Genomic DNA, 18,386 nt, shown 5'->3' on the forward strand with positions numbered 1-18,386 from the left:
AGTGCGTCATGGCTTGGGGGCCGCACAGTCAGGACAAGGGTTGCCGCCCGGACTTGCCAGGTGATCTCCGGGCGACGGGCACAACCTTGGCACCCTGACGTGCTCACGTCGATGGGGTGAGGAGCGTTCACCGTTAAGCGTTGACACCTCGCCAAACGCAATCGCACGTTGCTGGTGGCGCGAAGCCGGCCGGCCGTCCGAACTCGCGCTTCCGCGGGCCTCTTGCGTACCGGTCCATTCCCGGAGGCGAGGCCCTGCGTGCCGCGATGGCGGCCAGCTGCAGGAGTACGCGTCGATGGCGGAGACGGCGTCGAAGCCCTATCGCGATCGATCCAGGCGACGGTCCGAGGGCGTTCTCGATGGGGAACCGGAAGAAGGCGCACTACCGGCGGACTGCCGAGAGCAGTCCGCCGGCCACCTCTCGTGCTGCGGTGGGGTGCTGATCCGGTGGCCGTAGGCGGCGGTCCGCTCGCGCACGGTGTGGTTTTCTGCCTCCCGGCCAGCCAGCCCCCGGGTCGTCGGGCATCTCCCGGACCCACGGGGACGCCGCCGATCCCGGCGCGGCGTCCTTAGCGTCTCCGTGCTCGCGGGCCAGGCATGCGGCAACGCCGCGCCGTATCCGCCGGCCTGCCGGAGTTCGGCGGGGACCACTGCGACAGCGTGGTCGCGTCAGGCCCGGCCGTGCCCGCCGCTCGGCGTTGCTCGGGGTAGCGCTCACGCCGGCTGCCACGGCGGACCGCCGTGGCAGCCGACGCCCCGGTTCCCTTCAGCAGTAGTTCGTGTTGGCGAAGCTCGCGAACGCGGCCCTCGTCTGCGGTCCGGCGACGCCGTCGATGCCGACGCCCAGCCAGTTCTGCAGGGCCTTGATCGTCTGCGTGCCGACGACACCGTCCACGACGAGGCGCCCGTTCACGTAGGAGCCAGTCCAGTTGAGGAACTTCTGGGCGGCGATCCAGCTGTTGGTGCCCAGCTGCCCGTCGATCGTGCCGGGGTTGAATCCCCACCCCTTCAGCCAGCACTGCCAGTGCTTGGCCTGGGTGGTGTTCAGACCGAGGTTGTTCACCGCCAGGACGGAGGCGCCGTCGCCGGCCACCGAGACCGTCGGAGCGGCGGGCCGGGACGCCGCGAAGCCGGCACTCGCACCCAGCAGACTCCCCGCCGTGATCGCGAGCATGGTGGTGGCGCTCACGAACGTCCTCGTCACAGTTCGGCGCATCATCAGGTTCTCTCCTCGTCGGAAGGATGCCGGGCCGGTGGTCCGGGCCGACGACGACAGACTGCCGTCGCACGCGGCGCCTGTCGTGAGCACTCAGCGCACACGCCTTGGCGCACAGCGAACAACCGGCGTAACCCCCAGGCCACCCGACGCGGCTCTTTCGACTGTGGTGATTGACGCAGAAGCGCCTTTCGCCAACCCGCGAACCTGCCGAAGCTGTGGTTGCCAACCGCACCACGAGGATTCCTGACGACATATCGGGGGACCGTCATGAAGACCGTGCTGGACACCACTTGCCTGCCCCGCGCCGAGCGGACGAGCGCATGGGCCGAGACGACGGCCCTGGCCCTGGTGAGCACGCGCTTCAAATTCCCGGACCCGGAGAATTTCGGCGCCCGCATTAGCGCCACGACGCTAGGGCCGGCACAACTGTCGACCATGTCCTACGCGCAGCTCGTCTCGTACCGCTCCGCGCGGCAGATCCGCGACTCGGACCCCGACTTGTACCAGATCGCTCTGATCACCAAAGGAAGACAGACCATCGAACAAGCGCGCAACAGCGCCACTCTGGAACGCGGCGCAATGGTGCTGTATGACAGCTCCCGCCCGTTCCAGGCGTCCGCTGTGGGCGAGCATGCCTGCGGTTCCGTACTACTGCAGTTTCCCAGGCGTCTGATGCCACTGCCCGAGAAGGTGATCGCGTCCGTGTGCGGGACCACGCTGAACGTGCACGGAGTGGGACACGTCTTCCGGCAGACGCTGACCGCCCTCGCGACGGCGGAACCGGACCTCGGCGTTCATGACCGGCAACGACTCGGTGTGACCGTCATCGACTTGGCGGCCGCGGTCGTCGCCCGGCACACGGACCAGGTGGCCGCACTCGGCCCGCAGACCCGCAGAACAGTGCTGTACCGCGAAATCACCTCCTACATAAGCCGCCACCTGCATCTCGCGGACCTCACACCGAAGGCCGTCGCCGCCGCGCACAGCATCTCCCCGCGCTATTTGCACCGCGTTTTCCAGGACCACGAAACCACCGTGACCACCTTCATCCGTCAGAGCCGTATCACACGGTGCCGCCGAGATCTTCTGGATCCCGCGCTGCACAACACCCCGGTCAGCGCGATCGGTGCGCGCTGGGGCTATCCGCGCGCCTCCGACTTCACCCGCGCTTTCCGGACCGTGACGGGCATGACGCCCACGGAGTACCGGCACAGCAGCGCCGCGCTAGAAGACGGATGAAGATGTCGTCCCGTTCCGTGCCGGAAGCGTGTTTCGCTTTTCTGGTCGAACACCGGGAAACGGGCGGCCGTCGCTTTCAGGCTGCTGGCCAACCACTGCCGATCACGTGGATCCGCTGGGACAGGGGGAGGCCTCACGCGGACTCCACCAGATCCTTGAGCCGGGCCAGGTCGGCGGCGACCATGCCGGCATCACGCTCGAACTCGGCGTCGCTCATCTCTGGCCTGCGACGGAGGGTGAACACCACCTCGCTCCCTGCGCCGCTGACGATCACTCGGACCGGGTTGTAGACGGTCTCCCCGGAGGGCAGCGTGACGTCGTGGTCGAGCACGCCCAGCTCGTTACGCGGCGCGAAGGTGATCACGACCCGTCCCATGGGGGAGAACTCCGCGACCCAGTGGTCTTCGATCTTCTCGATGGATTCTCCCAGGCCATGGGCCCACGCGGGCAGGTTGGCCGGGTCCGATTCCCTCTAGCAAGTGACCCCGCGCCACTGCGTGAGGAGCCCGGTGGCTCCGTCGCGGCCGTAGAAGAGAGCCTCGTGGGCCGAGGCGGGGCTCTCTCACCGTCGCCGGTCAGGCTTTCGCAGGACTGCTCGCCATCGCCCCCGGCGAACGCATCATGAAGACGTCGATCGGGTCCTGGGCTTCCACGACGAATCTGGCATCTCCCGGTGTCGGTGTGCGCCCGCCGGGTGCCAGGATGGGGCGCCATGCCGGTCGGAGGGTTTCTGCGTGTGCTGCGGGCCGCGGTGTTCGCCGCCGTCTGCGTGGTGCTCGCCGCCCTCGGACACGTGCTGATGTCGGGGGAGGGGCTGCCCTGGTGGGTGCTCCTCTCCGGCGCCCTGGCCGTCGGCGTCGTGGGCTGGGCCACCGGGGCCCACGAGCGGCGACGTCGTACGGTGGCCGGTCTGACGGTCGCCGTGCAGACCTGTCTGCACCTCGCCTTCACGCTAGCGCAGTCCGGCGGACGGCCGGCTGCGGCACCGGACGCGACGCAGTCCCTGCGGCAGTGGGCCGACCGTTTTCTCTGTGGCCCGGCCCCGACGCCCGCGCAGGCTGCCCGGGCCTACGACATCGCGGTAGCCGCGGGGTTGCACCACCCGGAGCACACGGGCACCCACGAGGCCGGCGGCATGGCGTCGACGGGTCACGGCATGGCATCCATGGCCGGTACGGGTGGCATGCATGACATGACACATATGGCCGGCATGTCCTCCTGGGGCATGCTGGCCGCCCACTTGCTGGCCGCCGTGCTGTGCGGACTCTGGCTGGCCCAGGGCGAGAGCGCGCTCTTCAAGACGGTGCGCGCCTGCGGGGACCGTGCGTTCGTGCCGTTGCGGCTGGTCCTGGCCGTGCTCTGCCCGCCTCCTGCTCCGCCCTCTCTCCGGCCTGCTCCGCGGCCGAGGTGGCGGCTGCGGCAGCTCCTGCTCGTCCACGTCCTGACCACCCGGGGCCCTCCCGGGGAGACCGCTGTCGTCTGACAGCCGGATCACCGCCACCGCCCTCCGCGCGGCGGCGGTCTCCCGTCCGCGCGCCACCGCGCGGCGGGATTCTCCCCCTCACCCGTGCCTCCGCCGACGGTCACCGTGCCGTGTCCGGCCGGTGCGCGCGGGACTCAGGAAGGACCAACAGGACCATGACCCGTGCCCTGCCCACCGTGACCGATGAGGTGGTCACCGCCTGGGCGCTCGCCGCCGCCGCGGGCGACAGCGAGGCGGTCGACCGCTTCGTCCGGGCGCTTCAACGTGACGTGCGCCGCTACGTGGCGTACCTCGCCGACGACGTGCAGGCGGCCGACGATCTGACCCAGGACACGTTCCTGCGTGCTCTCACGGCGCTGCCCCGATTCGAAGGGCGTTCGTCGGCGCGCGTGTGGCTGCTGTCGATCGCCCGCAGGGTCGTCGTCGACAGTCTGCGCCGCGCGGCGTGCCGGCCCCGGACGGCCTGCACCGACGACTGGCAGGCCGCTGCCGAACGCGCCCAGCCGACGGGGCTTCCCGGCTTCGACGAGGGCATCGCGCTGTGGGCGCTGGTCGATTCCCTGCCCGGTGAACGCCGTGAGGCATTCGTCCTCACCCAGCTCCTGGGGCTGCCGTACACCGAGGCCGCCGAAATGAGCCGGTGCCCGGTCGGCACGGTGCGCTCCCGGGTGTCCCGCGCCCGGACCGCCCTGGCCGAGTGGGCCGCGGACGAGTCCGTCACCCGCCACCCGCCGGAGCGTGCCGCGGCCTGACGATCCGGCCCGGCGGCCGGCGACGCCAGACCCTTCCGGCCGATGTCCGCCGCCCTCCAAGCGACGGGCATCGGCCGGAACTCCGGTCGGAGACCGGACTGTCAGGTGATGTGCCTCACATGCGTGCCGGGGGAACTCGCGCTGTCACCTCTCCGACTCTTCCCGCGAGCACCACTTCGGTCGATCGGCACCGGGGGAGACAAGAGAGGCACACATGTCCGAGAGCCCACCGCTGCCGGATACGCCGGCGACGCCACCAGCGAGCCCAGCGGCCGACGCCCTGCCCCCTCAACCGGACGGCGCCACCCGGCCTTTGGCGACGACCGGTGGCGGCAGCGGGACGACCTGGGGAAGCCTGCGTCCCCTGCTGCTGCGCCTGCACTTCTACGCCGGTGTCGTCATCGGCCCGTTCCTCCTCGTCGCCGCGGTGACCGGACTCGCCTACACGGCCACGCCGCAGATCGAGTCGATCCTCTACCACCACGAGTTGAAGGTGACGCCGCGAGGCTCCGCGGAACCGCTCGCCGAGCAGGTGGCCGCGGCCGAACGCGCCGTCCCTGACGGCACGTTGCTGTCGGTGACCAAGGGAGCCGGGCCCACCGACTCCACCCGCGTCACCTTCGGGAAGGACGGGCTGGCCGAGGGCTACACGCTGACCGCGTTCGTCGACCCGTACGACCACGAGGTACTGGGCACCCTGGAAACGTTCGGCCAGTGGCTGCCGGCGCGAGCGTGGCTCGACGACCTCCACCGGAACCTGCACCTGGGCGAGTTCGGCCGCAACTACAGCGAACTCGCCGCCAGCTGGCTGTGGGTGGAGGTGCTCGGCGGACTCGCCCTGTGGGCCGGCACTCCGCGCAACCGGCGGCGCTTGCGGCGTCTGGTGGTGCCGGACGGCGGCGCCAAGGGGCGGCGACGCACGATGTCGTGGCACGGCGCGGTGGGGTTGTGGGCCTCGATCGGCCTGCTCGGCCTGTCGGCGACCGGCCTGACCTGGTCCGGCCACGCCGGCACGGGCATCGGGGAGATCCAGGACGCCCTGGGCGGCTCCACACCCGCGGTGTCCACCGCGCTCCCCGCCGCCGTCGGCGCAAAAGGCAGCGTCGAGGGGGCGAAGGACATCGGCATCGACGCGGCGGTTGCCTCCGCGCACGACGCCGGCCTGCGCGGCGTCCTGGTCGTCACCCCGCCCGCCGAAGCCGGAACCGCGTACGTCGTGAAGGAGAACACCCGCTCCTGGCCGGTACGGCAGGACTCGGTGGCGGTCGCCCCGGCCACCGGCGAGGTCACCCAGACCCTGCGTTTCGACGACTTCCCCGTACTGGCCAAGCTGACGAGCTGGGGCATCAACGCCCACATGGGGCTGCTCTTCGGCCTGGTCAACCAGACCGTCCTGGCGCTGCTTGCGATCGGGCTGATCGCGATGATCCTGTGGGGGTACCGCATGTGGTGGCTGCGCCGTCCGACCCGCGGCGAGGGTTTCGCACTCGGCCGTGCGCCCGCGCGCGGCGCCTGGCGGCGGATACCGGGACGCGTCCTGGCGCCCGTCGCGGTGGTCGTCGCCGTCATCGGCTACTACCTGCCCTTGTTCGGGCTGCCGTTGCTGGCGTTCCTCGTCGTGGACCTGACGGTGGGCGTGGTGCGGCGACGCGGGGCGGGGGGCCTCGCATGATCGCAGCGAACGGACTGCGCTGGCTCCTGACGCTGATGTTCGCCGCACCCGTCCTGTACGGACTGTGGCGGCTGGTCCGGACGGCGACGGGCCTCACCGGGCGGGTGGGCCACGTGCTGCACGCCGCGATGGGTGTCCTCATGATCGCGATGGCCTGGCCGTGGGGGATGGACCTGGCGGTGGTACCCCAGGTCGTACTGTTCACGGCCGGTGCGCTGTGGTTCGTGGCGGCCTCCCTGATCCGGCCGGGTGAGCGCTCCAGGACCGGCGCGGTGAAGGCCGCCTGGCCGCACGTCCTCATGATGGGAGCCATGGCCTGGATGGTCGCGGCGATGGGAACTTCGGGTGCGATGGCGGGTCACGGCGGCGGCACGGGCCACGGTGGGCACGAGGGGCACGCGGCGGCCGGTTCGGGTCTCGCCTCCATGAGCCTCACCGGCATGGGACCGAGCGTGGCGTCCGCCCTGCTCGCCGTGGCCCTGACCGCGATCGGCCTGGTCTGGCTGGCCCAGGCCTTCGACCTCGCCCGAGTACAGGCACCGTCGCCTGCGGGCGGTCCGGCACCGGACGGTGCGGACACCACCGCCGCGCTCGACCCGGCCTGCCATGCGGTGATGGCGCTGGGCATGGCGGTGATGTTCGCCCTGTTCGCCTGAGGAGCGGGACTGGGCGGCGTCCTCTCAGGACTTGAGTACGCCGTCCAGCTTCCCGGCCTTGGCGTCGGCGAGAATCGACCCGAACTGGTCGGCGCTCATCTCGACTCGCTGTCCGAAGTCGTCGGTGAGCACGACCCTGCGCTCGGCCGACGCCGACGGGTTGACGAACAGCTGGGGGCAACCGCAGTCGCACTTGCCGCAGAACGTCGCCACCGGCTCGATGCCTTGAAGATCGGTCATGGTGGTCTCCTCCGTGAGGCCAGGGGATGGGCTGGAACGGGATCGTGGCGTCTCGCTGCTGCTGCGGGCCACGGGGTGTGACGTCGGTGGCTTACCCGGGGTCCCGCAGCGGGACACGGATCGCGCCGTGCTGCCGGTTGCACGACCCCGAGGCGTGCGCCACCGGCCGCCCCCGCCGTGCTTCGGCCTCTGGCTTCCGCGAGGGAACCGATCGGCCCACCGGCGCGACTCCTGGAGGCGGGGCCCCGCGGTCCCGTCCGATGGCAGGCGTCACACGCATCCCGGGGAACTCCCGTACCGACGCATCCGACTCCTGTACCGGTGCGGCTCGGTCCAGTGGAAGCCGTGCGACGCGCGACCCGATCGGGAGAGACGACAGATGGCGCAGACACGGCAACCCCCTTCCGGTGCGCCCGCCGGCCTGGTGCGGCGAATCCTGCCGCCTCCCGCCCTGTGCGGGTTCCTCGTGCTGCTGGTGTTGGCGTTCGCCGCCTCCTACGCCGTCGGCAGGAACGTCGGCCCCGTCGCACCCGGCATGCACGGTCCCGGAATCACCCGGGACGGCCATGACGGCGGCGGCGCGGACATGGAGCACGACGACATGGGCGGCATGAACCGCGGTGGCGGGCACTGATGGCCGACGAACCGACGTCCGTACAAGAAGTGACCGACCTCGCGGTCGGCGGCATGACCTGCGCGGCCTGCGTGAAGCGGGTGGAGAAGAAGCTGGCCAGGCTGGACGGCGTCAGCGCGAGCGTGAACCTCGCCACCGGTCGTGCCCGTGTGCACCATCCGCCCGAGGTGCCCCCGGAGCAGCTCGTCGCCGCCGTAGAACAGGCGGGATACACCGCCGTACTGCCCGAACCCGCCGAGGCGCGACGCCGCGAGAGCGATGACGATGCCGGGACGGAGGCGCGGCAGGAACGCGATCGAGTCACGGTCACCTTCCTGCTCGCCGTCCCTGTGCTGGTGCTGTCCATGGTCCCCGCCTGGCAGTTCCGCAACTGGCAGTGGCTGTGCTTCGTGCTCGCCGCGCCCGTCGTGGTCTGGGGCGCCTGGCCCTTCCACCAGCGGGCGGCGCGGGCGCTGCGGCACTCGGCGTCGACCATGGACACCCTGGTGTCGCTCGGTGTCGTGGCCTCCTTCGCCTGGTCTACCTACGCCCTGTTCCTCGGCGGTGCGGGCGACCCGGGCATGCGGATGCCCTTCAGCCTGGTGCCGACGGCGTCGGACGGAGTCGCCCACATCTACCTGGAGGCCGCCGTCGGCGTCCCCCTGTTCGTCCTGGCGGGCCGGTATCTGGAGGCGCGGGCCCGGCGTGGCACCGGAGCGGCCCTGCGCTCCCTGGCGGAGCTGGCCGTCAAGGAGGTCGCCGTACGCGACGACGCGGGGGAGCGGAGCATCCCGATCGACGACCTCCGGGTGGGGCAGATCTTCGTCGTGCGGCCCGGAGGACGCGTGGCCACCGACGGCACGGTCACCGAAGGCAGTTCGGCCGTCGACCTCTCCATGGTCACCGGGGAGAGCGAGCCGGCAGAGGTCGGCCCCGGCACGACCGTGATCGGCGGTTCCGTCAACGTCGGCGGCCTGCTGGCGGTGCGGGCCACCGCGGTCGGCGCCGACACCCGACTCTCCCGCATCACCCGCATGGTGACCGAGGCCCAGGCGGGCAAGGCGCGGGCACAACGCCTCGCCGACAAGGTCGCCGGCGTCTTCGTGCCGGTCGTGCTCACCCTGGCCGCCACCGTCCTCGGCTTCTGGCTCGGCGCAGGCGCCGACCCCCAGGCTGCGGTCACCGCTTCCGTGGCCGTTCTGGTCGTCGCCTGCCCCTGCGCCCTCGGCCTCGCCACCCCGACCGCCCTCATGGCGGCCACAGGACGTGGCGCTCAACTGGGTGTCCTGGTCGGCGGTCCGCAGGCCCTGGAAGGGTTGCGGCACATCGACGTCGTGGTGCTCGACAAGACCGGCACCCTGACCTCGGGGCACATGAGCGTCGCCCAGGTCACGGCGGCCCCGCGCGGCATCGGCGAGGAGCAGGCGATCAGGCTGGCCGGTGCGGTCGAACAGGGCTCCGAGCACCCGCTGGGACAAGCTGTCACGGCCTACGCCCGACGCGCCGCACAGCCCGGGACGCTGCCGGAGGTGACCGACTTCGCCGCTCTGCCGGGACGCGGCGTGCGCGGCACCGTCGAGGGACGGCTCGTGGAAGTCCTGGCTCCGGACGACGATCTGCCCGCACCGTTGGCCGAGGCGCTGTCCGGCGCGGAGCCGGCCGCCCACACGCCGGTCGTGGTCCGCGTCGACGGGGTGACCGAGGCGCTCGTCGAGGTCGGAGACGTACTGCGTCCGGGCAGCTACCGGGCCGTGGACCGGCTGCGCCGCCTGGGCGTACGGCCGGTGCTCGCCACCGGAGACCGTGAGGCACCGGCCCGCGCCGTCGCCGCCGCCCTGCGCATCGACGACGTACACGCCCGCTGCACCCCCGAGGACAAGGCCCGACTCGTCCGTCGACTAGGGGACGAGGGCTACCGGGTGGCCGTCGTCGGCGACGGCGTCAACGACGCCGCGGCCCTGGCCGGAGCCGACCTCGGCATCGCGATGGGCACCGGCACCGACGTGGCGATCGGAGCCGCCGACGTCACCCTGGTCCGCGGAGACGTCGACGCCCTCGCGGACGCGGTCCGCCTCTCCCGCAGCACGCTGGCCACCATCCGCGTCAACCTGCTGTGGGCCTTCGGCTACAACGCCGTGACCGTGCCCCTGGCCATGGTCGGCCTGCTCAACCCGATGCTGGCCGCCGCGGCGATGTCCGTCAGCTCCCTGCTCGTGGTCGGCAACAGCCTGCGGCTCCGTGCCTGGCAGCCCTCACCGGCCCGCAGCCGCCCGCCCGCCCATGGGGGGAGCCTTCGATGACATCTGCGACATCCTCTGCGTGGGCACCCACCCGGCGTCAGCTCGCGGACACCGCCCTGGCCGCTCTGGCACCGGTCTGCGCCTGTCTGCTGGCCCTGGGCGGTCTCGCGGTCTGGACCGTCACGGGCAACGCAGGCACCCCCGCACGCATCGGCGTGACCGACGCACGGCTCTTCCTCCCGTCCCAAGGAGTGCCGGAGACAGCAGCGTTCTTCAAAATCACCAACACCGGGGGCGCCCAGGACCGACTACTGGAGGTGAGCTCGCCCGACGCCACCGAGGGCATCTCTCTCAGCAACCACCGGATGACCACCGGCGGAGCCGCCTACCGCCGGCCCACGGAGGCACTGTCCATCCCGGCCGGCGGCACCCTCGACATGTCGCCGCACAGCAGCGACGTGACCGTCCCGGCCGTGGCCTGCTGGGAGACGGGCGACCTGGTGCCCTTCACACTCCACTTCGAGCACAGCGGGCGAGTGAAGGTCCTGGCGCTGGTCGTCCGGCCCGGGCCCTGATGACGCGCGTCAGGTGGTGACCGCCTCGCCTGGTCGGGAATGATCAGCCGGTGGCGGGGCGCGCTTCGATCCCGCTGAGGGATCCGGAGAACAGGCCGAGGTACTCGTTCACGGTGAAGGGCGTGCCCTCGCTGCTTGCGGCCTTGTCTTTGCCCGTCCGCGCGTCGAGAATCACGGAGCCGTTCTCCGTCGACCCGTAGACGGCTCCGTGGAAGACGGTGGAGATGCTGGGCATGAGGCGGCTCTCGTCCTCGTCGGTGACGGACCACAGTTCCTTCCAGTTCCCGGGAGAAACGGCGACCACCTTCTTGTCGAACTTCTCGGCGACCTCGCACAGGAGGGCGGTGCCCTCGCCGGCCCAGCACGTCAGATCGGTCGGGTGGCCGAAAGGCGCAGCCGCCTGGAACCCGGCGGGCGACTTGCCCGTGGCCGTGGTGAGCAGCGTCGCGATGTCGGCGTCCTGCTCGAAGGGCGCGTCGACGTCGGCCGTGAACAGGCCGCCACCCGCCGGAGCGAGTTCGGCACTGTTCAGGTGGTCCTTGTACGTCCACGCCGTGGAGCCGTCGTCGATTCTCCGTCCTTCGACGGACATGCCTCCGCCGAACACGCTGTCGGCGCCGCCACGTCCGACGACGATGCCCGCGTCGACGAAATCGGCGTAGAAGCCCTTCTCCGTCCAGGAGGCCTTGCGCGTGGTGAGGGAGACACCCATGGTCACCGCGCTGCCATTGCCGCCGAAGGAGAGGACGACGGCGGAGTCACTGGCCCCGGCCACGTAGGGCTCCCCCTCCTCCTCGCCTTCCGGACGCTCCAGCTGCGTCGTCCACAGCCGCTTTCCGGAGTCGGCGGCGACGGCGGTGAGTTCGAGCAGGGCACGGTCCGGGACGGTGCCGGTTCCGGGTTCGGTGATCGAGAACGCGGCGAGAACCGCCGTCTTCCCGTCGACGTCGATGAGCTCCGGGCTGCCTACGGCCTCCGTGCCGTAGTCGGTGTCCTCGGCGAGCGTGCCCTGTGGCTTCACGCTCCACAGTTCCTCGCCGTTCAGCGCGTTCATGGCCCGGAGCTCGTCATCGGAGACGGCGAACACCGTGGTGCCCTCCAGGCTGACCGACCACTTGCCCTCACCGGTGCCGCCCGCGACGTAGTGCCGGTCCTCAAGGCCCTCCGCGAACTTCAGCGGCGGATCGTAGGCCTTGGCCGGAGCGGGAGTTCTCCTGTCGGCGCTGCTGGAAGGGGACGTGCCGCGCTGCGGGCCGCCGTCGCCGCCCGAGCTGCCGCAGGCTGTGGTCAGGGCCAGAGCGAGGCCGGCCACCAGTATGAGACGACGACTGCCATTCACCTTGAACATGTGAACTCCCCCGTGGAGCAGAAACGTTGAAAGCCCTGCCGCCCAGCCAGTTTGCTCTGATCATGCCAGAAGGGAGAAGCGAGGGGGCGCGCAGGCACTCGCACGGCGCGGACATCCGCTCAGGCCGACGCACCGTGCGTCATCCTGCTTCGGCCGGAGACGTGGCGCCGGCTCCGACGTTCCCATCGGATACCAGTGCACGGCGGAGCGGGAGCGCTGTGAGCAGCACGAACAGGCCGAAGAGCGTGATCGGCAGCAGCCCTACCGGACGGAGAAGCGCGGTGGGGTGCGTCATGACGGAGCTCCAGGCGACGTTCCAGTTGCTGACCAGATCCGCGAGCATGACCACGGCGGCGAGCAACGGCCCACGAGGGCTGGCGCGCAGGATCATCAGTGCGGCTAGCGGATCCAGCAACAGGAGCATGTGGAGGAGTAGTTGGACGGGCACGGGCGCGTAGTCGTAGGCGTGAAGCCCGCCAGTCACCAAGAAGTAAGCGTGCGCACCGGTCCCTTCCAGGAAGCCGACCATGTAGACCGCCGCCGTGCAACGTACCCAAACGGAACGATTCCCCCATCGCATGGTGCAACCCTAGCCCGCCCATGAACGCCACCCTCGAGCGCAGGTCCGAACCTGATGGCTCAGCACCTCCGATCGCCGCCGCGGCGAATCGCCGTGTGCCTGTTCGCCGCGAAGGGCCTGAGCACCTGGGATGTGAACGTCGACTCCCCAGTCTGCCGGGCCACCGGTACGCCGCTGGTATGTCAAAGGGGGGATCTGCATCTTGTGCTGTGACCGGAAACGATCACCGGTCTGGTGTTGACTGACCGTGCGCCGGGGCAGCACCAGCACGGTGCGGTTCCGCAGGGCGATGATGCTGCTGGCTTCCGCGGGCGGGAACACCGTCCCGGTGATCGCAAACCTGGTGCAGGCGGACGAGGACACCGTCCGCGATGTGATCCACCGGTTCAGCGAGATCGGGTTGGCTTGCTTGGGCCCTGAGTGGGCGGGAGGCCGTCCCCGCCTACTGAGCGTTGACGACGAGGAGTTCGTCATCGAGACGGCCATCACCCGCCCCACCAAGCTCGGCCAGCCCTTTACCCGCTGGTCGATCCGCAAGCTCGCCGAGCATCTGCGGCGCAACGTCGCCCGTCCGATACGCATCGCGAGGCCCTGCGCTGCCTGCTCCGCCGTCGCGGCGTGACGTTCCAGCGGACCAAGACCTGGAAGGAATCCAGCGACCCGGACTTCGGCGCCAAGCTGGGCCGGATCGAGTACGCGCTGACCGAGCGCCCCGACCGGTTGCCGGCGACCTTCCACCGCACCCACGGCGTCACCTACTTCCACGCCTGCTATTCGGTCGGCGACGACACCCTCTGGGGTGTCAACCGTCGCCGCAAGGGCGCCGTTCCGTCGCTGGCCGCGCTGCAGTCGATCCGGGCCGCCCGGCCGGACGGCGCCCCGATCTACGTGGTCCTGGACAATCTGTCCGCCCGTAAGGGCAGCAAGATCCGCCGGTGGGCCCGGAAGAACAAGGTCGAGCTGTGCTTCACGCCGACCAACGCCTCCTGGGCGAACCCGATCGAGGCGCACTTCGGTCCGCTGCGGCAGTTCACGCTCGCCAACTCGCATCACCCCAACCACACAGTTCGGACGAGGGAGTTGCTGCGATACCTGCGCTGGCGCAACGCCAACTCCCGGCACCCCGATGTTCTGGTCGCTCAGCGTCGTGAACGAGCCCGTGTTCGCAGCGAGAAGGGAACCCGCAGAGGACTATCCAGCGTAGGGGTTGCCGCCGAGCCAGGTGGTGCCATCGATCAGTTCGCGTGCCGCGTCCAAGTGACCGCTGTGGCAGGCGACCTCGGTGAGCACGTGGATGAGGATGCGGCGCACGTCGGGCAGCCGCCAGGTCGGCCAGATGTCCACGGGCCACGCGGCAGGCTCCTGGTCCAGGTTGGCGGCGGCGAGCACGACGTCTGCGCGTGCGATGGCCGCCCGGTAGTCGGCGAAGACCTCCCTGGTGCTCATCCCCTCGGGGACGTACCAGTGCGCCTCCGCGCCTGCCGCGAGCTGTCCGGCCACATCCGGTTCGCCCGCGATCACTCCGGGGAACCAGAAGCGTTCGACATCCACCGTGAGGTGGCGCAGCAACGCCAGGCAGCTCCAACCGCTGGGCAGCACCGGCCGCCGCAGATCCTCCTCCGAGACCCCTTCGAGGATCCCAACGACGTGCGCGCGCTGGCTGTCCAGGGCACCCTTGAGCGCGGCGAGTTCAGCGTTCACCGAACGGCGCCCTGCGCCTGGATCTTGCTCAGCTGGGACGCCGCCCACCATGGCCTGACCCGTCGTACTTGTCATCCGCGCGCCTCCGTCAACCACAGAACATGATCTGACTCCGGCCCGGACGCTACACTGGGGGTACGACAACCCCCAGCCGATCGGCGCCACGTCGTTCTGCACCGCCTACCCGGCAAACCTTCCCGGTCACGGCACTAGAGCCGCCCGGTGGGCGCCGCAGTCGAGCCCGCCGACCATGGTCTCGGAGGTTCTCGAGGTGGGCTGACTGCCAAGATCAAGCACGCAGCACGAGTAGCCGCAGCAGTTGCACAGGCGTGGGTTGCTCGTCCCGTAGGCGGAGCGCCCGGTCGGTGGTCTTCGTGGCAACCGGGCGGGACCGCCTGCCGGGCCGGTGTCGGTGCCGAAAGCGGCGGCGCCGCCGAGCGCGGTGGATGCGGCCAGTGGCGCAGCGGCGAGGACAGAGCGCGTGCGCATGAGGACTCTCCTTCATCGCCCCGAACGGCGAACTCGCCCCGCCGCTGGTATGAGTGGGGGACGCCTCCCGAACGCTCGGCATCGCCATCGACCCCGCCCTCTTCCTGAAGGACGTTCTGTGGGACCTCGGATGACTCAGACCAAGCCCACCAGCCACTCCGTATGCAGAGATCATCGATGTCAGCGACAACAGATCACGCGGAGACGAACCTGCCTGACAGGTACTGCTTCCAACCCGGTCAGGTCGTCATGGAGATCGGGCACGACAGCGACGCCAGCCAGGAACTTCGCGAGGCGATCGAGAAGGCAACCGTCACGGAGCTGGTAGACGAAGAGCACGACGGTCCCGCTGACGCAGTGATCCTGTGGTTCCGCGAAGACGACGGTGACCTCACCGACGCGCTGGTCGACGCCGGTCGCATACGTGACCGAGCAGACTGCCTGCCCGGAGGGCCCGCTCCGACTCGACGTCGACCGCACGCAGTTGCTCCGCGACTGTCGGCAGAGGGTCTGAGCCGTCGCTGACCTCTGCGTACACCACAAGGGAGGGATCTCGGTCGAAGCGCAGGATCCGCATGATCTCCCGGGCGCTGGCGCTGTTCTCAGGGCCGCCACGGGAGTCCCTTGTTCTGCCTTGAGTCGACCTGCCGCCCGTGGGGCATCCAGGTTCGCCGCCCCACCCCCGGCGCACGGCCTCTTCCCGCCGTACGGCGAGCCGCTGAGCGCGTTCGCAGCTCTCGGCGAACGCGTCGATGACCTGGTGGACGGCTGCGAGGGCCCGGTCGTTCGGCGCGGAGAAGCAGGGCCAGACGGCAGCGTGGCGGTCAGGTGGTGGCTCACCAGGAGGCGCCCGTGCCCGGCCTCCGCTGCCCGTTCGCCGAGCGCGCGCCTGGGGGCGAGTTCGTCCCGGGGCAGACGACGTCCGGTGGAAGCGGCCTCCGTCAGTATCTGCTCGTAGCCGACCAGATCTCGCCGGTCACTCACTGCCTCCCCCCATCGCCCCCTGAGGCAGTCGTCCGTACTTCCCGGCCGCGCGATGTCCCGCCGGAGCTCAGCGAACACGTTGAGGTGTCGGTCCAGGGTCTGACGGGCTGGACCAGCAATGTGTTCGAGCCTTGGGACCGCTCTACGCCGCATCCGCCGACTCAACGGGCGGGTGGGCCGGGGGCGGTGACTCGACAACGGCACTGGAGGTCTGGGGCGGCGGCGAGCCGCTCTCTTGTCCTGTGGGCAGGCTCGGGGGCTCTTCGGAAGGGCAGGAGAAGAGTCCTATGAGAACAGCGACCGCGGCCCCGCCTGCCAGAATGCGCCCGAGGCGATGTATTCGCCGGCGTGTGTCGAGAAGGCGCCATGAGGGTTCGGGCAGTGCGCTGTCGGGAAGCCAGGCGTCGCCCACGTGGCCGTTCCTCTCCGGATGGGCGATCCGTTCCCGGGCTGACGGCTCTCTCGGTGCGGAACGGGCGATGGCTTCCTCGCTGTCCGTGAGAAATCGTCTCCACACCGAATCAGGGGTGGGGTTCGACACTGTCGCTCACTTCCGGGGTGTCGGTGTCATGGTCAGTTCGGCGTGTCCGGTGGACAGGTGTCTGTCTCGAGGCGGACGAAGGGGATCGTGCGCCCGGCTTCGCGCAGGGCCGACTCGGTGCCGTCGGCGGGCAGTCCCAGGTAGGCGCACAGGCGGCGGGCGGTGCGAGGGTGGCGCCGGCCGTAGTGCGTCATGATCTCGGCGCCTTCGTCCGAAGTGAGGAAGCGGGCGGTGACTGCGTGGTGGCGGTTGCCGTACTGCACGACCGTCTTCGGCTGGGCACGTAGGTTGCGGTACCAGTCGGCGCGCGGGCCGAAGCCGGACGCGACTGTCCAGGAGCGGTACGGGGCCTCGTGCGCCACGACTTCGAGGACCACTCTGCGATCGCTTCCGCTGACTCGGCCCACATGGTGCAACAGCAGCAACCGTTTGCCGAGCAGGGGTCCCAGGCCGGCCCGGAACATGAGGATGGGCGCGCGAGCGGCCAGCCGACGCCAGCCAGTGGGAACGCGTGGTCTGGCGGGGTCCGCTTCATCAGGTGTCATGCTCGCCTTCCAGAGGGTGGGTGGTGTCCACTCCCCGTCTCGACGGGGCGGAAGACCCGTGGTTCGTCACTTCGGCAGGCAAAATTTTGCACAGTCTAAATGATGGATCCCGGGTAGAAAGGATCCATGGTGGAGCGCGGGTCCCACGAGGGGGCCACGGACGATGTCGATGCCGTCACGCGGGAGGTGCTGACCGCGTCCCGGCTGCTGGTGGCGGTCTCCGCCCGTTCTCTGTCCGCTGTCGAGGACCGGGTAACGTTGCCGCAGTTCCGGATGCTGGTCGTCCTGTCCACCCGGGGTGCCAGCAAGCTGGTCGCTCTCGCCGAGTTCCTCCATGTCGCTCCCTCTACTGCCATGCGCATGGTGGACCGGCTCATCGCCGCCGGGCTGGCGGACCGCCAGGTCAATCCCGACAACCGACGCGAGACCCTGCTGCGTCTGACGCCGGAGGGTCGCCGTACGGTCGAGGAGGTCACCGCCCGGCGGCGCGCGGAGATTGCCGCCATCGTCGAACGTCTGGGACCGGAGCAGCGGTTGGTGCTGATCGGCGCCCTGGCCGCCTTCAATGAGGCGGGCGCGGAGCCCTCCGCGCCGGCTGCCGACACCGAGCTGTCTCCGCTCGGCTGGGAGTGACGATACCCGACGCTATTTTGCATAATGCAATGATGCATGGGTGCGAGTCCCATGCCCGTTGCGGGTGTGAGGGGGGGCCTACGTATGAGCAGACTGCACTCTGGTCCGTCCGTCGACGGGTCTTACGCGGCGGCTCATGTGCGCGCCATGGTCTGGGGGCCTGCGGAGTTCATGGGCCTGCCGCCTCGAATGTTGATCGGCGAGGGCCTTTGCGCCGGAGTCCTCGGTACGGGGCTGATCGTGGGTGCCGGATTCTTCGGCGCCTGGACCGGCGAGTCCGCCTTCGTCGCGGGCGATGCAGGCGTGGTGTGCGCGCTGGGGCTGGTCCTCTACTTGTTCCTCGTTCGCGCCGGCCGGGCCTTGGTGGGGATCGTCGCCGTCCTGGCCGTGGGCCTCGCACTGCACACGCCTCAGATCGCAGCCGGCGTGGTCCTCACGGCCCGGGGGCAGGAGCGGTCCGTGGTCGTGAGGTCTGTCCAGGCGCGTGAGGAGGCGTCTGGGGCCCGGGGCCGCTACATCTGCTCGGTGGAAAACCGTGACGGAGCGCCCTCCGCCGCCCGGATCTGGCGGGGGTGCACGCGGTCCACCCGGCCGGGGGACGCGCTGGCGCTCGTCTACGATCCGAAAGGGCTGGTACCTCCGCGCGGTGTGGAGGGCGCGACGAGCATCGTGGACGCGCTGAGGAGTCTGGGCGGCTGGGTCGTCAGCCTGGTCATCGCCTGTGTCATCGCAGTGGTGCGGTCCTTTCGCCAGCTTGACCACCCGGTCGTCCCCAGGTCCTGATCGTCCTGGTGGCCAGGGTGCCAGTCACGCAAATCGTCCGTGAATGAGTGGCGGCGTCGGGCGGCGACCTTCTCCGAAGAGGTCACCCCTGAC

The 18,386-nt window shown here is 70.2% G+C and carries 16 protein-coding genes and 5 pseudogenes; 12 read left to right on the forward strand and 9 right to left on the reverse strand.

From position 1 onward, the window contains the following. Window positions 1–766: 766 nt before the first annotated feature. Window positions 767–1,219, reverse strand: a complete 453-nt coding sequence (locus GTW67_RS28265) for a peptidoglycan-binding domain-containing protein (protein ID WP_346010760.1) — start codon at window positions 1,217–1,219, stop codon at window positions 767–769. Window positions 1,220–1,486: 267 nt separating this feature from the next. On the opposite strand from GTW67_RS28265, the gene GTW67_RS28270 reads away from it, so the two are divergent. Beyond that, window positions 1,487–2,458 (forward strand): helix-turn-helix domain-containing protein, encoded by a 972-nt coding sequence (locus tag GTW67_RS28270; protein ID WP_202437806.1) that lies wholly within the window; start codon window positions 1,487–1,489, stop codon window positions 2,456–2,458. A gap of 133 nt (window positions 2,459–2,591) precedes the next feature. Here GTW67_RS28270 and GTW67_RS28275 read toward each other — a convergent pair. Further along, a pseudogene (locus tag GTW67_RS28275) lies at window positions 2,592–2,924 on the reverse strand (SRPBCC family protein); the annotation flags it as partial. Between the two features lie 246 nt (window positions 2,925–3,170). Between GTW67_RS28275 and GTW67_RS28280 the strand changes: the two are divergent. From GTW67_RS28280 to GTW67_RS28295, 4 genes are all read left to right on the forward strand, one after another. Next, complete coding sequence (locus GTW67_RS28280) at window positions 3,171–3,941, forward strand: hypothetical protein (RefSeq protein WP_161167593.1); 771 nt, start codon at window positions 3,171–3,173, stop codon at window positions 3,939–3,941. 155 nt (window positions 3,942–4,096) lie between these two features. Beyond that, window positions 4,097–4,693 (forward strand): sigma-70 family RNA polymerase sigma factor, encoded by a 597-nt coding sequence (locus GTW67_RS28285; RefSeq protein ID WP_161167594.1) that lies wholly within the window; start codon window positions 4,097–4,099, stop codon window positions 4,691–4,693. Window positions 4,694–4,907: 214 nt separating this feature from the next. After that, window positions 4,908–6,365, forward strand: coding sequence for a PepSY-associated TM helix domain-containing protein (locus tag GTW67_RS28290; protein WP_161167595.1), 1,458 nt, complete (start codon window positions 4,908–4,910; stop codon window positions 6,363–6,365). Beyond that, window positions 6,362–7,021 (forward strand): DUF5134 domain-containing protein, encoded by a 660-nt coding sequence (locus tag GTW67_RS28295; protein WP_161167596.1) that lies wholly within the window; start codon window positions 6,362–6,364, stop codon window positions 7,019–7,021. Before GTW67_RS28290 ends, GTW67_RS28295 begins: the two co-directional genes overlap by 4 nt. Before the next feature lie 24 nt (window positions 7,022–7,045). Here the strand turns inward: GTW67_RS28295 and GTW67_RS28300 are convergent, their stop codons facing one another. Then, complete coding sequence (locus GTW67_RS28300) at window positions 7,046–7,261, reverse strand: hypothetical protein (RefSeq protein ID WP_161167597.1); 216 nt, start codon at window positions 7,259–7,261, stop codon at window positions 7,046–7,048. 379 nt (window positions 7,262–7,640) lie between these two features. Here GTW67_RS28300 and GTW67_RS28305 point away from each other — a divergent pair, with 379 nt between their 5' ends. From GTW67_RS28305 to GTW67_RS28315, 3 genes are read left to right on the forward strand one after another with little or no spacing between them, the layout of a single operon-like run. After that, window positions 7,641–7,895, forward strand: coding sequence for a hypothetical protein (locus GTW67_RS28305; RefSeq protein ID WP_161167598.1), 255 nt, complete (start codon window positions 7,641–7,643; stop codon window positions 7,893–7,895). Beyond that, on the forward strand, window positions 7,895–10,174 hold the full coding sequence (locus GTW67_RS28310; RefSeq protein ID WP_161167599.1) for a heavy metal translocating P-type ATPase: 2,280 nt from the start codon (window positions 7,895–7,897) through the stop codon (window positions 10,172–10,174). Before GTW67_RS28305 ends, GTW67_RS28310 begins: the two co-directional genes overlap by 1 nt. Beyond that, on the forward strand, window positions 10,171–10,689 hold the full coding sequence (locus GTW67_RS28315; protein WP_161167600.1) for a copper chaperone PCu(A)C: 519 nt from the start codon (window positions 10,171–10,173) through the stop codon (window positions 10,687–10,689). Before GTW67_RS28310 ends, GTW67_RS28315 begins: the two co-directional genes overlap by 4 nt. Window positions 10,690–10,732: 43 nt before the next feature. Here the strand turns inward: GTW67_RS28315 and GTW67_RS28320 are convergent, their stop codons facing one another. Together GTW67_RS28320 and GTW67_RS28325 are read right to left on the reverse strand one after the other, a co-directional pair. Continuing rightward, window positions 10,733–12,037 carry a BamB-related PQQ repeat family beta-propellar protein gene (locus GTW67_RS28320; protein ID WP_161167601.1) on the reverse strand — a complete coding sequence of 435 codons (1,305 nt, stop codon included), beginning with the start codon at window positions 12,035–12,037 and terminating at the stop codon, window positions 10,733–10,735. A gap of 139 nt (window positions 12,038–12,176) precedes the next feature. Beyond that, window positions 12,177–12,566 (reverse strand): hypothetical protein, encoded by a 390-nt coding sequence (locus GTW67_RS28325; protein ID WP_237519070.1) that lies wholly within the window; start codon window positions 12,564–12,566, stop codon window positions 12,177–12,179. A 298-nt stretch (window positions 12,567–12,864) separates the two neighbouring features. Here GTW67_RS28325 and GTW67_RS28330 point away from each other — a divergent pair. After that, window positions 12,865–13,808 (forward strand): annotated as a pseudogene (locus GTW67_RS28330) (helix-turn-helix domain-containing protein); the annotation flags it as partial. Here the strand turns inward: GTW67_RS28330 and GTW67_RS28335 are convergent. Both GTW67_RS28335 and GTW67_RS38635 read right to left on the reverse strand, forming a co-directional pair. Continuing rightward, window positions 13,809–14,318, reverse strand: coding sequence for a mycothiol transferase (locus tag GTW67_RS28335; RefSeq protein ID WP_161167603.1), 510 nt, complete (start codon window positions 14,316–14,318; stop codon window positions 13,809–13,811). A 295-nt stretch (window positions 14,319–14,613) separates the two neighbouring features. Beyond that, window positions 14,614–14,697, reverse strand: a pseudogene (locus GTW67_RS38635) (VOC family protein); the annotation flags it as partial. Window positions 14,698–14,984: 287 nt separating this feature from the next. Between GTW67_RS38635 and GTW67_RS28340 the strand changes: the two are divergent. After that, window positions 14,985–15,221 (forward strand): annotated as a pseudogene (locus GTW67_RS28340) (DUF3052 family protein); the annotation flags it as partial. A gap of 268 nt (window positions 15,222–15,489) precedes the next feature. Here GTW67_RS28340 and GTW67_RS37935 read toward each other — a convergent pair. Then, a pseudogene (locus GTW67_RS37935) lies at window positions 15,490–15,791 on the reverse strand (PucR family transcriptional regulator); the annotation flags it as partial. Between the two features lie 573 nt (window positions 15,792–16,364). After that, the gene (locus GTW67_RS28345) at window positions 16,365–16,877 is read right to left on the reverse strand and encodes a nitroreductase family deazaflavin-dependent oxidoreductase (protein ID WP_161167605.1); all 513 of its coding nucleotides are present in this window, start codon (window positions 16,875–16,877) and stop codon (window positions 16,365–16,367) included. Between the two features lie 126 nt (window positions 16,878–17,003). Here GTW67_RS28345 and GTW67_RS28350 point away from each other — a divergent pair, with 126 nt between their 5' ends. Both GTW67_RS28350 and GTW67_RS28355 read left to right on the forward strand, forming a co-directional pair. Beyond that, complete coding sequence (locus GTW67_RS28350) at window positions 17,004–17,510, forward strand: MarR family winged helix-turn-helix transcriptional regulator (protein ID WP_161167588.1); 507 nt, start codon at window positions 17,004–17,006, stop codon at window positions 17,508–17,510. Between the two features lie 147 nt (window positions 17,511–17,657). Then, complete coding sequence (locus GTW67_RS28355) at window positions 17,658–18,293, forward strand: hypothetical protein (RefSeq protein ID WP_161167592.1); 636 nt, start codon at window positions 17,658–17,660, stop codon at window positions 18,291–18,293. Window positions 18,294–18,386 lie beyond the last annotated feature (93 nt).

Source organism: Streptomyces sp. SID5910 (assembly GCF_009862125.1).
In the GTDB taxonomy this organism is placed as follows: domain Bacteria; phylum Actinomycetota; class Actinomycetes; order Streptomycetales; family Streptomycetaceae; genus Streptomyces.

Excerpts from the sequence above, each read along its gene's own strand:
- GTW67_RS28285 (WP_161167594.1), top strand. The coding sequence starts at position 4,097 with ATGACCCGTGCCCTGCCCACCGTGACCGATGAGGTGGTCACCGCCTGG.
- GTW67_RS28280 (WP_161167593.1), top strand. The coding sequence starts at position 3,171 with ATGCCGGTCGGAGGGTTTCTGCGTGTGCTGCGGGCCGCGGTGTTCGCC.
- GTW67_RS28355 (WP_161167592.1), top strand. The coding sequence starts at position 17,658 with ATGGTCTGGGGGCCTGCGGAGTTCATGGGCCTGCCGCCTCGAATGTTG.
- GTW67_RS28345 (WP_161167605.1), bottom strand. The coding sequence starts at position 16,877 with ATGACACCTGATGAAGCGGACCCCGCCAGACCACGCGTTCCCACTGGC.
- GTW67_RS28320 (WP_161167601.1), bottom strand. The coding sequence starts at position 12,037 with ATGTTCAAGGTGAATGGCAGTCGTCGTCTCATACTGGTGGCCGGCCTC.
- GTW67_RS28265 (WP_346010760.1), bottom strand. The coding sequence starts at position 1,219 with ATGATGCGCCGAACTGTGACGAGGACGTTCGTGAGCGCCACCACCATG.
- GTW67_RS28315 (WP_161167600.1), top strand. The coding sequence starts at position 10,171 with ATGACATCTGCGACATCCTCTGCGTGGGCACCCACCCGGCGTCAGCTC.
- GTW67_RS28325 (WP_237519070.1), bottom strand. The coding sequence starts at position 12,566 with ATGGTCGGCTTCCTGGAAGGGACCGGTGCGCACGCTTACTTCTTGGTG.
- GTW67_RS28300 (WP_161167597.1), bottom strand. The coding sequence starts at position 7,261 with ATGACCGATCTTCAAGGCATCGAGCCGGTGGCGACGTTCTGCGGCAAG.
- GTW67_RS28310 (WP_161167599.1), top strand. The coding sequence starts at position 7,895 with ATGGCCGACGAACCGACGTCCGTACAAGAAGTGACCGACCTCGCGGTC.
- GTW67_RS28290 (WP_161167595.1), top strand. The coding sequence starts at position 4,908 with ATGTCCGAGAGCCCACCGCTGCCGGATACGCCGGCGACGCCACCAGCG.
- GTW67_RS28270 (WP_202437806.1), top strand. The coding sequence starts at position 1,487 with ATGAAGACCGTGCTGGACACCACTTGCCTGCCCCGCGCCGAGCGGACG.
- GTW67_RS28305 (WP_161167598.1), top strand. The coding sequence starts at position 7,641 with ATGGCGCAGACACGGCAACCCCCTTCCGGTGCGCCCGCCGGCCTGGTG.
- GTW67_RS28295 (WP_161167596.1), top strand. The coding sequence starts at position 6,362 with ATGATCGCAGCGAACGGACTGCGCTGGCTCCTGACGCTGATGTTCGCC.
- GTW67_RS28350 (WP_161167588.1), top strand. The coding sequence starts at position 17,004 with ATGGTGGAGCGCGGGTCCCACGAGGGGGCCACGGACGATGTCGATGCC.